Annotated in this window: 12 protein-coding genes; 7 read left to right on the top strand and 5 right to left on the bottom strand. The window is 63.3% G+C overall.

Annotated features, from left to right (window positions below; all coding sequences use genetic code 11):
• The first annotated feature begins 1 nt into the window (after window position 1).
• Complete coding sequence (locus QM596_RS16120) at window positions 2–2014, top strand: YhgE/Pip domain-containing protein (RefSeq protein WP_019747146.1); 2013 nt, start codon at window positions 2–4, stop codon at window positions 2012–2014.
• Here the strand turns inward: QM596_RS16120 and QM596_RS16125 are convergent.
• A complete protein-coding gene (locus tag QM596_RS16125) occupies window positions 2011–2589 on the bottom strand; it encodes a nucleotidyltransferase family protein (protein ID WP_020968602.1) in 579 nt (192 codons plus the stop codon). The genes QM596_RS16120 and QM596_RS16125 overlap by 4 nt on opposite strands.
• Window positions 2590–2654: 65 nt before the next feature.
• On the opposite strand from QM596_RS16125, the gene QM596_RS16130 reads away from it, so the two are divergent.
• The 3 genes from QM596_RS16130 to QM596_RS16140 all read left to right on the top strand — a co-directional run bounded on the left by QM596_RS16130 (window position 2655) and on the right by QM596_RS16140 (window position 4454).
• The gene (locus tag QM596_RS16130; protein WP_019747144.1) at window positions 2655–2900 is read left to right on the top strand and encodes a helix-turn-helix transcriptional regulator; all 246 of its coding nucleotides are present in this window, start codon (window positions 2655–2657) and stop codon (window positions 2898–2900) included.
• The gene (locus QM596_RS16135; RefSeq protein ID WP_019747143.1) at window positions 2897–3385 is read left to right on the top strand and encodes a hypothetical protein; all 489 of its coding nucleotides are present in this window, start codon (window positions 2897–2899) and stop codon (window positions 3383–3385) included. The genes QM596_RS16130 and QM596_RS16135 overlap by 4 nt, the downstream gene beginning before the upstream one ends.
• An 85-nt stretch (window positions 3386–3470) precedes the next feature.
• Entirely contained in the window at window positions 3471–4454 is a 984-nt protein-coding gene (locus tag QM596_RS16140) for an LLM class F420-dependent oxidoreductase (RefSeq protein ID WP_030534635.1), read from the top strand.
• A 4-nt stretch (window positions 4455–4458) separates the two neighbouring features.
• Here the strand turns inward: QM596_RS16140 and QM596_RS16145 are convergent, their stop codons facing one another.
• Window positions 4459–6684: a VanW family protein gene (locus QM596_RS16145; protein WP_283309414.1), complete on the bottom strand. Its 2226-nt coding sequence runs from the start codon at window positions 6682–6684 to the stop codon at window positions 4459–4461.
• A 294-nt stretch (window positions 6685–6978) separates the two neighbouring features.
• The gene (locus QM596_RS16150) at window positions 6979–8334 is read right to left on the bottom strand and encodes an acetyl-CoA C-acetyltransferase (protein ID WP_003945465.1); all 1356 of its coding nucleotides are present in this window, start codon (window positions 8332–8334) and stop codon (window positions 6979–6981) included.
• A 130-nt stretch (window positions 8335–8464) separates the two neighbouring features.
• On the opposite strand from QM596_RS16150, the gene QM596_RS16155 reads away from it, so the two are divergent.
• A complete protein-coding gene (locus tag QM596_RS16155; RefSeq protein WP_003945596.1) occupies window positions 8465–9811 on the top strand; it encodes a 3-oxoacyl-ACP reductase in 1347 nt (448 codons plus the stop codon).
• A complete protein-coding gene (locus QM596_RS16160) occupies window positions 9811–10674 on the top strand; it encodes a MaoC/PaaZ C-terminal domain-containing protein (protein ID WP_007734551.1) in 864 nt (287 codons plus the stop codon). Before QM596_RS16155 ends, QM596_RS16160 begins: the two co-directional genes overlap by 1 nt.
• A 116-nt stretch (window positions 10675–10790) precedes the next feature.
• On the opposite strand, the gene QM596_RS16165 is transcribed toward QM596_RS16160, so the two are convergent.
• Entirely contained in the window at window positions 10791–11390 is a 600-nt protein-coding gene (locus QM596_RS16165) for a TetR/AcrR family transcriptional regulator (RefSeq protein ID WP_003945885.1), read from the bottom strand.
• Window positions 11391–11462: 72 nt separating this feature from the next.
• Entirely contained in the window at window positions 11463–12641 is a 1179-nt protein-coding gene (locus tag QM596_RS16170) for a glycoside hydrolase family 3 N-terminal domain-containing protein (RefSeq protein WP_283309415.1), read from the bottom strand.
• Window positions 12642–12742: 101 nt separating this feature from the next.
• Here QM596_RS16170 and QM596_RS16175 point away from each other — a divergent pair, with 101 nt between their 5' ends.
• Window positions 12743–13210: a universal stress protein gene (locus QM596_RS16175; protein ID WP_003945900.1), complete on the top strand. Its 468-nt coding sequence runs from the start codon at window positions 12743–12745 to the stop codon at window positions 13208–13210.
• Window positions 13211–13241 lie beyond the last annotated feature (31 nt).

Here is a 13241-nt window from a genome sequence, read left to right on the forward strand (position 1 = left end):
GATGCTCGCTGGAATGTCTCTCGGAACCGAACTCAAGCGGTTCTCCCGCGGCGCGATGCCCAGGATCGCACTCGTCACCATCATCTTGATGCCACTGCTGTACGGCGCAATGTACCTGTGGGCCTTCTGGAATCCGTTCGGTGAGGTCAACAAGGTCCCCGTCGCACTGGTCAACACCGACCGCGGTGCAATGGTGCAGGGTCAAGAGCTCAAGGCTGGCGACGAAGTAAGCCAAGCACTTCTCGATTCCGGTGAGCTCGATCTCCACCTGGTCTCACAGCAGGAAGCCGAACAGGGAGTCTCGGACGGGACGTACTACTTCTCTCTCACTCTGCCCGAGAATTTCAGCGAGGCCGTTGCCTCCCCGACGTCCAAGGACCCCCACAAAGCTCAGTTGCAGTTCACCTTCAACGACGTCAACAACTACCTCGGCACCATCATCGGCCAAAATGCCGCCCAGCAGGTTCTCAGTCAAGTCAGCGACAAGATCGGCGCGCAGTCCGTCGAGACGGTTCTGGTCGGATTGACCGATGCGGGTGCAGGTTTGAAGCAGGCCGCCGACGGAGCGCTCCAGCTCTCGGCCGGAGTGAACACTGCCAATGCCGGAGCCGGCGAATTGGCGTCGGGCTCGAAAACTCTGGCAGACAACATGGTTACCGCACGTGACGGTGCAGCCACTCTTGCCGGCGGTACAGCGCAACTCTCGACCGGTATCAATACCGCCACGGACGGTGTCCTCGCACTGACCGACGGTTTGGGGCAACTCGATCTCGGAGCCGTCCAACTGGGCGACGGCGCAAGCCAACTCAGTGGTGGCGTCACCCAGGTCGTCGACCAACTGAGCGTCCTCGGGAACACACAGGCAGACGTTGCACAACTGGTCGGGCAGGCGGTGGCCAGCCTTCGGCTGAACCCGGATCCTGTCAGCCAACAGATCGCCAATGCCCTCGCGCCTGCCCAGGACATGCTGCGCACTCAGGGTTTCGGTGAAGCGACCATGGGCCAACTGGGCGAACTCAAGAGCGGTGCACAACAACTCGCTTACCAACTCGACGATCCGTCGAGCACCTTCCGAGCCGGGCTGAATGCCGCGGCCAACGGCGGCGGTGAACTCCGCAACGGCCTGGTGCAGCTGCGTGACGGCGGTCAGCAAGTCAACGACGGCGCGCAAACCCTCAGCAGTGGACTGGTTCAACTCACCGACGGCAGCGTCCAACTCTCCGATGGTGCAGCCAAACTCGCCGACGGCACCGAGCAACTCCGTGCCGGGTCTGCCGAACTCGCGACCAAACTCACCGAGGGCGCCGGTCAGATTCCCAGTTGGACCGATCAGCAGCGAACCGCAACCGCTCAAACCCTCTCCAGCCCGGTCGAACTACAGGAGACCTACGAGAACCGGGCAAGCACCTTCGGTACCGGTTTTGCTCCGTTCTTCCTGCCCCTCGCGCTGTTCGTGGGCGGCATCATCACCTGGATGCTGCTCAAGCCGCTCCAGAACCGGCCCATCGCAAACGGACTCGGCGCGCTGCGAGTGGTCCTCGCCTCGTACTGGCCGGCATTGCTCATCGGCATCTGCCAGGTGATCGTGATGTACCTGGTCGTGCACTTCGCCGTCGGCCTGCACCCCACACACGCCCTCGGCACCGTCGGATTCCTGATGCTCATCACTGCCACGTATATGGCGTTGATCCAGGCATTCAACGCCATCTTCGGAGTATCCGTCGGACGCGTCATCACCCTGGCGTTCCTGATGCTGCAACTGGTTTCGGCCGGCGGCATCTATCCCGTCGAAACCACCGCGAAACCGTTCCAGATCATCCACCCCTTCGACCCGATGACCTACGCGGTGAACGGGCTACGACAACTCACCGTCGGCGGTATCGACTCGAGACTGTGGGTCTCGATCGCCGTCCTCGGCGGCCTTCTCGTCGCCTCACTCGGGGCCAGTTCACTTGCTGCACGCCGAAATCGGCAATGGACCATGGACAGGCTGCATCCGCCGATCGAAGTCTAGGTCAGGGTCTCCGGCCAAGGCTCCACGGTCAGCGCAGGCCATTCCCTGCGCCACCGTGCCGCCTTGGCCTCGTAAACCTCTCTCGGCGCCAGCACCGGGTTGGGGCGGACGATCATGTCGAAAAGATCGTCGTATCCATGCGGGGCATACACGTCCACAGTGCCGCCCGCGGCCTTGGTGATCCCGAAACAGCAAGTTGTGGAAGCGAAGTGGTCGATAGCGTCGCGGCAACTGGTGAACGGAACGCCGGGAATCCCGAAATGCTGCTCGTACCACAGGTGCACGCGGGCTTCGTTGCGTACTTCGACATCGGCATCCACATCGGCGAACAGTTCTGCCGCCGAACGAATCACACGGTCCTCCGCGTCGTAGCTCAGATCGCCGGCGTCGAAATAGAAGAGGTCGTAGTCCTTGATTCCGGCGCCGAGGTCACGGCCGTCGATGTGATTCCAGACGGTTTGGAAGAGCCCACCCGCCGTCAGGTACCACTCCGGCAATCCCAGCTTCGGCGCCCGATCCACGATCGTTGCGACCACTGGATTGGCCAGGGCGATCTCGAGAAATCGTTCACGCATGCTCGTCAGCCTCTCATATGACAAGTAAACTTGACATCATGTGACAAGTATTCTTTACTTTTCCTATGACTGGAAAGGCCGGCGACAACAACGTGCGGGAGCACCGACGCCTCGCCGGCCTCACCCAGGCGCAACTGGCCACGGCAGGTCAGGTGAGCAGACAGAGCATCGTCTCCGTCGAACGCGGCGACTACGCACCGAGTGTCTACCTGGCACTCCGCCTGGCACTGGCACTGGGGACCACCGTCGAAGCGCTCTTTCCCTTACCCGAATCGGCACTCACCGCAGAAATTCCAGAGGAGACGGCATGAGCACCATGATGAAGGCAATGCGGTTCGTCGGAGATCTGGACGACGACTTCTACAAGGACGAGCGTCAGCGCGACGTCTGGAACGAAGCCTCGGCGGTGGGATTGCAGAGTGTCTTCTGGGCAGTCTTCGTCAGCTCGGCGATTCTGCCCTGGGTCGCCGGCCGAACAGGGGCGTGGATCTCGCTCGCGCTGCTGATCGTCGCGCTGTTCGGCTCGGTGGTCACGATTGTCTATGCACTTCGACGCGACGTCGATGTCTACGTGTTGTCCAACTACAACCGTCCCCGGGTCGTGATCAGCATCGCGCTGTACCTCGTCGCCGCAGTCGGCATCATGGCGCGCCTCAAATTCGATTCGTACGAAGAATCGTCCACGTGGGTCGGCGCTCTCGTCGGCGGAATCGTCGGTGGCGGCGTCGCAATCGCGGCAGTCAAGCTTCACCAGCAGCGCGCCAAGCGACGCGAAGCGGCCGAAGAACTTCTCTGAATTCCGGAAGTCTGCCCAGCACAACGGAATCCATAGAGTTGGTAAAATCGTGCCGGGTCCTCCGATCGCGAGTAACGTCGAAACGGTGAGCACTCGCCTCGGATACCAGATGCCCAACTTCAGCTACGGCGGTCCGGTCAAGGACCTCTTCCCCACCGTCATAGCGCAGGCCCGCGAAGCCGAAGCCGCAGGCTTCGACACTGCATTCGTGATGGATCACTTCTACCAACTCCCCGGAATCGGAGCGCCGGACGCCCCGATGCTCGAGGCCTACTCCGCGCTCTCCGCGCTGGCGACGGCCACCGAGACCATCCAGTTGTCTGCACTGGTCACGGGAAACACCTACCGCAATCCGCCCATGCTCGCCAAGACCGTCACCACCCTCGACGTGGTGAGCGGCGGTCGGGCCATCCTGGGAATCGGCGCCGGTTGGTTCGAGCTCGAACACAATTCGTTCGGATACGAGTTCGGAACGTTCACCGAGCGCTTCCAGAAGCTCGACGAAGCACTGCAGATCATCGCGCCGATGCTCCGCGGTGAGCGCCCCACCTTCGACGGCAAGTGGTACCACGTCAAGGACGCCATCAACGAGCCTCGCGTCCGCGACGACCTGCCGATTCTGCTCGGCGGCGGCGGTGAGAAGAAGACGTTCGGCCTCGCCGCTCGCTTCGCGGATCACCTCAACATCATCTGCGACCCCTCGGAACTGCCGCGCAAGATGGAAGCACTTGCGGCACGCTGCGACGAAGCCGGTCGCGATCCCGCAACCCTCGAGACCAGCTTCCTCACGTTCATGATGATCGACGAGGACGGCGACAAGGCTCGCGCGCATCAGCGAACGTTTCTCGCGGAGCGTGGACTCGACATCACCACGGCGCCGCAAGACGTGGTCGCCAAGGCCACCGAACGCCATTTCGTCGGCAGCCCGGACGACGTCGCCGAGCAGGTTCAGACGCGCATCCTCGACCACGGCATCGACGGCGTCGTGATCAACCTGATCACCAACGGCGAAGAGCCAGGCATCGTCGACCTCGCGGGCCGCACCCTCGGCCCACTCGTCGGCAAGTAGTTCCCTACTCGCACTTCACGATCGGCACCGGGTCGTACTTGACGGTCCGGGTGTTCGAGGAAATCTCGGCGCCACTCGCGTGGTCGGTGATCACGCGGGTGTCGCTGACCGTGAATCCGGGCGCACCGCTCGAAGCCACACAACCAGGCCCCTCAGGCAACGTCACGGTGTTCGGCGATGTCGGCGACGTACGCGGGCCGGTCGTCGAAGCGACATCGACGGTTTTGGTTCCCCAGATCCGAACGGTGATGTTCGACGACGTCGCAATCGTCTCGATCATCACGCCGGTCTTCGCCGGATTACGGAACTGCAAGTCGATCGCACCATCGAAGATGGTCGCCTCACGCGCTTCGGGGTACCGCGAGATGTAGTAACTGTGCTCAGTGTGCGCGACGTCGTCCATGCCTGCGAAATACGTCGCGTTGTAGAGCGTCGTCGCGAGCTGGCTGATACCGCCGCCGACAGCCTTGTCCGGGCGACCATTGTTGATGATCCCCGACTCGACGTATCCCTGAGCCGCACCGCGCGGACCCGTGTACTCGTTGAGCGAGAACGTATCCCCTGGCTTGATCACGGCCCCGTCGATCTCCGACGCGGCCAGGCCGATATTCACACCAGACGCGTATTCGAAACCACCGGTGGTGAATTCGCCGATCACCTCGTTGATGCCGAGGGCATCCGCGGCTTCGGTGGTCAACGCCGGCGGGACCGGTCCGTACACTGCGGGTGTTGCCCGAGACGCCGTGCTGCCCAGCAGAACCGGAAGTTCCTTGACCGTGTCCGGCCAGTTGATCAGATCACCGACAACACCCGGCACAACCGACGGCTTACCACCGGCGAAGGTGAACGACGCGTCCTTGGGTTGTACTTCAGTCGATACCAACTGCGGAGTCAGAATCTTGATCGCAGCATCCGTGTTGTACTGCGGAGTCAGCCCACCCGAGCCGTCAGGGGTGAAGGTCAGAACCTCACCGATCTGGTCGACGCCGAGCGTCGCAACCTTGCCGTCACGGCCGTTGACCACGACATCACCCGAGGCAGCCGGAATGGCAATCTCCTGCAGTGCGCGATCGACACCGGCCTGAGTGACCGTCACCGGCACCTCGTCGACCGGAAGATCGACGACGCCACCGTCAGACCACTCCGCGGCGAACATTGCGCCCGCCTGCTGCGTTTCGAGAGCCTGGCCGGCGGCAGGTGAAACACCCGTCGCCTTCCCACTCTCGAACACGACTGCGCCTTCGACGGGCGCACGATCGCTGTTCGCCGCAAGTTGCGACATCGAGGCATCCAACGCACCCTGGTCGACCGTCGACACCACGGGCACCTCGCGGGAGCCGAAGAACGACGTGATGCGGGTGATCGGGTTGATCGGCTGAGCGTTCACGCCCGAGAGCGTCGCCGACCAGTCGACGTCCACACCCGCAGATGCGGGAACGATCTCGGAGTCGACGCCGCCGGCATGTACCGCTACCGGTTCGACGAGCCTTGGGCCGAGTTCGGCGCGCAGCGTGGCCTCTGCGTCGGCAGGCGTGAGATCACCGATGTCCACCCCGGCGACCTGGGTGCCGCGTGGTGTCTTCCCCGACGACGTGAAGATGTCCACTCCGTAGGCAATCACTGCGACGGCAAAGATGGCGCCGAGTGCTATCGCTGGTTTGACCCACTTACGGGAAGAAGCCGGAGCGGGCGCTTCTGGCTGTTGTTGCGGTGCTGGTGGTGCAACTGCCTCTGGTTCGCGGACAACAGGCTCGTACTGCTGCTGGATGGGTTCGAATTGCTGGGTGTCGTACTGCTGCACGAACTCGGGACGCGGCGGCTTCGGGGGAACCACCACTGCCGGGGGCTCGAACTGCTCTGTCTGCTCGTCGATGGCTTCTGTCGCCGGAGCCGAGTTGACTACTTCCGTCGGCGGTGCGTCCTCCGCTGGGACGACAGGGATGACGGTGGTGACCTCGTTTGCCGATTCGTCGACTGTCGCTTCCGTGGAATCGCTTGCTTCTTCGTCGACAGGCCTTGGTGCTTCGGCTGGTTCAGGTTCTACTGATTCAGCCTCGACAACGGCCTCAGTGTCCTCAGGGGCCTCGGGTTCCTCGACCGGCTGGGGTTCCTCGACCGACTCGGTCTCTTCGACCGCCTGAGGTTCCTCGACCGACTCGCGTTCCTGTTCCGGGAGGGACGAGTCCTCGCTGTTCGTCTTCTCGACGGACGGACCCTCTTCGTCACTCACCTGTTGGCTCCTCGCTGCATCAACCGTCGCTGCGGCGCTCACCGACAACTCAATACAGGATATCCGGACATACGAGAGCCCCGCGCTGCTGCCAGGTCGGGGGTCAGGCAGCAACACGGGGCTGTCATGAATATCGGTAGCTATTCTGCAGCGTTACACGCCTGCGCGAAAAAGTTTGCAAAGAGTTCGGGGATCCGGCCACCCCTCGTGGCCGGATCCCCGATTACGCATCCCCTCGCGACGATCACTGCAGGTGAGCGCAGTTTTCAGTCGCATGGGGAGATTGTGGAGCGGTTACCGCTCGATGATCGCCGTGACACCCTGGCCACCGGCCGCACAGATCGAGATCAGGCCGCGGCCCGAACCCTTCTCCGCGAGCATCTTTGCGAGGGAAGCCACAATACGTCCGCCGGTTGCCGCGAACGGGTGACCTGCAGCCAAGGACGATCCGTTGACATTGAGCTTGCTTCGGTCGATCGATCCCAATGCGCCGTCGAGGCCGAGGCGTTCCTTGCAGTACTCGTCCGACTCGAAGGCCTGCAGGGTTGCCAGAACCACCGAAGCGAAGGCTTCGTGGATCTCGTAGTAATCGAAGTCCTGCAAGGTCAGACCGTTGCGGGCCAGCAAACGCGGGATCGCGTACGTGGGAGCCATGAGCAACCCGTCTTTGCCGTGGACGTAGTCGACGGCAGCGGTTTCGGAATCGACGAGGTGCGCCAGAACCGGAAGATTGCGCTCGGCTGCCCACTCGTCGGTGGAGAGGAGCACTGCAGAAGCGCCGTCGGTGAGCGGCGTCGAGTTGCCTGCCGTCATCGTCGCGTCGCCGAGCTTGGTACCGAAGACGGGCTTGAGCGTCGACAGCTTCTCGACGGTCGAACCGGGACGGAGGTTGTCGTCGCGGGTCAGGCCGAGGAACGGGGTGACGAGGTCGTCGAAGAAACCGCGGTCGTAGGCAGCTGCCATGTTCTTGTGGCTGGCAGCGGCAAGTTCGTCCTGGTCCTCGCGCTTGATGCCGAATTCCTTGGCGGTGATCGCAGCGTGGTCACCCATCGACTTGCCGGTGCGAGGCTCGCCGTTGCGCGGAATTTCCAGGCCGAGCATGCCCGCACGGACGTTGCCGAGCAGCTTGATGCGGTCGCCCGTGGACTTCGCGCGATTGAGGGAGAGCAGGAACTCGCGCGCCTGATCGTTGACGCCGATCGGGGCGTCGGACGTGGTGTCCGTGCCGCCGCCGATGCCCGAATCGATGCGGCCGGCCGAAATGGCGTCGCCGACGGCGATGATCGACTGCAGTCCCGTGCCACACGCCTGCTGAAGGTCGTACGCCGACGTGTACGGGCTCAGCGCGCTGCCGAGAACGGACTCGCGAATGAGATTGAAATCACGGCTGTGCTTGAGCACCGCACCGCCGACGACCATGCCGAGCTTCTCGCCCTGCAGATTGAATCGGCTCACCAGACCGTCGAGCGTCGCAGTGAACATGTCCTGGTTGGACGCCTGTGCGTACGCCTTGTCCGAGCGTGCGAACGGAATGCGATTTCCGCCGACGATCGCAACCGGACGGCGCTGACCTGCAGAATTTGCAGCGGCTGCGGCCGGTGCAGTGCGCGGTGCGGCGGGCTTTGCATTTGAACGGGCTTTGCTTGTCACTTGCGTCTCCAAGGATGGTGCGATTACCTGTTGAAGACTATTCTTACTCAGTAGTAAGTTACTTGTCTATCGCCGCATTCTTTCGATTGCCCGGTGAGAGACAACCCGAAACACAACAGAAGGTAGGACCGTGGCAGCCAGCAAGGGAGCTCCCGACCTCTATTCACAGTTCCTCTCGTCCGCCCCCGGCGCATTCATCGCGTCGAAGGCCGGCCTGCCCAGGCCCGAGAACCTGCGTCGATACAAAGCAGGAGAACCCGCACTCGCCGGACCTGTCCTCATCGGCGGCAAGGGTCGACTCGCAGAACCACTTCGCGTACTGCTCTCCGACTACCCGGCGGCTCAGGCACACGACAGCAGCTTCGGTGGACTCGTGTTCGACGCCACCGGAATCACTCAGGTCAGCGAGCTCGAGCAGCTGTTCGAGTTCTTCCAGCCCGTGATCCGCAACCTCGCACCGTCGGCTCGCGTCGTCGTTCTCGGCACGACGCCGGAAGAAACGTCGAGCGTCGACGAGCATGTCGCGCAGCGCGCTCTGGAAGGCTTCACCCGCAGCGTCGGCAAGGAGATCAAGCGCGGCTCCACCGCTCAGCTGGTCTACGTCTCCCCCAAGGCATCCACCGGACTCTCCGGCGTGGAATCGACTCTGCGCTTTCTCCTTTCGGCAAAGTCCGCCTTCGTCGACGGCCAGGTCATCGTCGTCGGCGCTGAAGATTCCGTCGCGCCCGCAAGCTGGGACAAGCCGCTCGAAGGCAAGGTTGCCGTCGTCACCGGCGCAGCCCGCGGTATCGGCGCCACCATCGCCGAGGTCCTGGCCCGCGACGGCGCGCACGTCGTCTGCGCTGACATCCCGGCCGCCGGCGAAGCACTGTCCGAGACCGCGAACAAGGTCGGCGGCACGTCCCTCGCCCTCGACGTCACGGCAGCCGACGCAGCCGAGGTCCTCGCAGCTCACCTCCTCGAGCGTCACGGTGGAGCGGACATCATCGTCCACAACGCCGGCATCACCCGCGACAAGACCCTCGCCAACATGGACGAGGGCCGCTGGAACATGGTCATGAACGTCAATCTTCTTGCACCGCAGAAGATCACCGAGCACCTCGTCGAGAAGGGCGCTCTCAAGGAAGGCGGCCGCGTCGTCGACGTCTCCTCCATCGCCGGCATCGCGGGCAACCGCGGGCAGACCAACTACGGCACCTCCAAGGCCGGCGTCATCGGCCTCGTACACGCCGAAGCTCCCGTCCTGGCGAAGAAGAACATCACCATCAACGCCGTCGCACCGGGCTTCATCGAGACCGCCATGACCGCAGCCATCCCCTTCGCCACCCGCGAAGCCGGCCGCCGCATGAGCTCGCTCCTGCAGGGCGGCGAGACCGTCGACGTCGCCGAGACCGTCGCATACTTCGCCAGCCCGGCCTCCAATGCCGTTACGGGACAGGTCGTTCGCGTCTGCGGCCAGAGCCTCCTGGGCGCATGATGGCAACAAAGACCGTCGCGCTCACCGAGCAGCCGAAGACCCTCGACATCTACTCCCGCGCGGTACTGGGATTGTTGCCGTGGAACAAGTCCAACTCGCGCTCGGTGCCACAGCAGACCTTCACCCTCACCGGACTGAAGGTCGACACCGACAATCTGGCGGCGTACTGCCGCGTGACCGGACTGCGGTTCGGCGACACTCTGCCGATCACGTACCCCTTCACCTTGGCCTTCCCGACCGTGATGAAGCTGATGGTGTCGAAGGACTTCCCCTTCGCCGCCGTCGGCTCCGTTCACGCCGAGAACGTCATCGAATCACTGCGGCCCATCTCCGTCAGCGAACCGCTTGACCTCTCGGTGCATGCCGAGAACCTGCGTGAGCACCGCAAGGGCCTGCTGATCGACGTGATCACCGAAATTCGGGTGGGACGGGAACTGGTCTGGCGACAGACCTCGAGCTTCCTGAACCAGCAGAAGACCTCCCTGTCCGGCCAGCCCGGTCCGGAGCCCAAGGCCGACGAGGTCCCGCCGATGCCGATGAGCACCATCCGCGTCGACCAGACCACGATCAGCAAGTACGCCGCCGTCTCCGGCGACCGCAATCCGATTCACGTCTCGTCTCTGGGCGCCAAGGCTTTCGGTTTCCCGAAGACCATTGCTCACGGAATGTGGAGTGCCGCGGCAGTTCTGCGGACCGTCGAGGGGTCCGTCGCGGACAAGGTCACCTACAGCGTGCGTTTCGGGAAGCCGATTCTGCTACCGGCGACGCTGAATGCCTACGCTGATCGCACCGACGACGGCTGGGATCTGTCACTGCGTCACCCGAAGAAGGGTTACCCGCACGTCACTGCGACGCTGCGCTGACCTAGGACTGAACTGGGTTGGGCTGGTGCGTTTCCGACCCCGCCCCGACAGTGTGAACGTATCGCTCCCCCTGTTCAACAAGGGGAGCGATACGTTCACGCGATGTGACTGGGGGGCTATTCGGACTTCTTCTTGCCCGACAGACCGCGCCACGCGAGGGATTCGAGTAGATCCGCTGCGGCATCCACTTCGATTTCCCCACCCGCGACCCGGTCCGCTACCGCCTCACCGGCGCCGACGAGCGCAATGGCGATGATCCCGTAATCGTGCGCGGCATCAGGATCCTTGGTGCTGGACTCGAGCAGATGCGCAGTCAACTCGATCAACCGATCGCGGCTGGACTGCACGGTTCCCGCAAAAGCCTGCTGCCCGACGGCCTGACGGTAGAGCACCATCCACGACTTGCGGTTTGCGCCCACGAACCCGAGGAAGCCCTCGAGAGCGGCGCGCAATTGTTCACGCGGAGTCAGGTTCGGCGCGCCGGCCGGGGCGAGCGCTTCGAGGAAGCGGAGCCCTTCACGATGAATGCACGCCGCGAACAGCTCTTCCTTCGAGCCGTAGTACAGGTACAGCATCGGCTTCGAGATCTCGGCTTTGGCTGCGATGGTGTCCATCGAAGTTTCGTGAAACCCCCTGTCGGAGAACACGTCCACAGCCGCGTCGAGCATCTGCTGCTCACGCACTGCGCGTGGCAGTCGCTTGGTACCGCCGGCCATGCTTCCTCCAACCACAGGGTAAATGTCGATCTTACTCTACGGTAAGATTGTGCGTCGAATCCTGACTTCGACTCAGCAGGTCACGGCACCTTTGGCAGTGGCAACTGTGACCACGGCCTGATCGACCCGCGCCTGCGGAAGCTCACCGGACGCGACGGCCTGCTCGAGATGGTCGAGCACCCGCGGAACGTCGTCGGTTGTCAGCCACAATGCCTGATCGACTCCAGCCACCAGCGCAGCCTGAACCGCGTCGGCAATATCGTATCGGTCGGTGATCGCCTGCATTCCGCTGAGGTCGTCGGTGAATACCGGGCCGGTGAACGGCGCTGCGCCGTAACCCACTCCGTCGCGAAGCAACGCGACGGCGGCGGGGCTGATGCTGGCAGGGGTACCGGGCTCGGTCAGACCGGGAACCTCGAGGTGACCCATCATGACGCCGACTCCGGTTCCCGACAGCTCCCGGAAGGGAATCAGGTCCGACGCGATCAGATCCTGCAAGGGCGGCGTTGTCACCTCACCCCGGTGCGAGTCACCCGACGCGCTGCCATGTCCGGGAAAGTGCTTGATCACCGGGAAGATTCCGGCATCGCGCATACCCTGCGCGTACGCACCGGCGTAGGCAACCACGATCTGGGGGTCGTCGGAGTACGAGCGGTCCCCGATCACGGAGTCGTCGGGTTGGCTGCTGACGTCGACGTCGGGGGCGTAGTTGACGGTGATCCCGAGATCCTTCAACCCACGTCCACGCTCGAGTGCCATCTGGTACGTCTGTTCCACTGTCATGGTCTGCGCCGTTTCCCTGGCCGACGGATCGGGCCCGAGGATGTCCGCGACGCGGGAAACTCGTCCACCTTCTTCGTCGATCGTCACCATCAACGGCAACTTCGACGCCGAAGCAACCTGCGGCACTTCGCGATTGGTGAGCATCGACTGATCGGTCCAACTTCCGACGAAGATGCCGCCGATCTCCTCGTTCTGCACTATCGACAACGCGTCGTCGGTCCCGGTGACGCCGACGTTGAGCAGCTGGGCAAGTTTCTGACGCAAGGACAGCGAGGCTAGAAGGTCACTACCGCACGATGCGGCGACGGGTGCGGAGCTCGATGCCGCAGGCGTCGACGTGATCTCGGTGCTGGTGCTGGTCGGGGCGCTCGAAACCGGATCGGCGGTCCCGTTTTCGCCCGAGCATCCCGCAACCAACCCTCCGCATAAAGCAATGGTCGTCGCAGCCTTCAGAAACTTGATCCGCATACCTCGACCGTAACGGACCCGGTACCCATACACTCCCTCACGGGCACATCGGGACGGTAGCCTGGAAGAGAACCGATTCCCCCGCTGACGAGGAGGTCGTGATGCCACAAGGTCTGATGCTCATCGCGTACGACGGTTCCGACAACGCCAAGCGTGCAGTCGACTATGCGGGGCGTTTCCTCTCCGCCAATCGTGCTGTTCTCGTCACTGCCTGGGAGCCGATGGTTCGCCAGGCCGCTCGCATGTCCGGCCTGTCCGGGGTGATGCAACCGGAGTGGGTTCCCGACGACGACGTCGAGGACATCGCGTACACCGACGCCAAAGTCACCCTCGCCGAGGGCGTCGCACTGGCCGAGGCCGCAGGCCTGACCGTCGAAGGCAGAAGCGCCGAGTGCCGATCCGCGATCTGGTCTGCAATCTGCGAAACCGCAGACGAATTGGACGTCGACATCATCGTGACCGGCACCCGTGGCACTACGGGTTTGCGGTCGCTACTGCAGAGCAGCGTCGCGGATCATGTTCTGCGTCACAGTCATCGGCCGGTGTTGATCGTCCCTCCGGGGAAGTGACCTTCGCGCATTCCTGATCCGTGGCCGACTA

Origin of the sequence: Rhodococcus sp. IEGM 1406, assembly GCF_030056745.1 — a bacterium.
GTDB classification, from domain to species: Bacteria; Actinomycetota; Actinomycetes; order Mycobacteriales; family Mycobacteriaceae; genus Rhodococcus_F; species Rhodococcus_F erythropolis.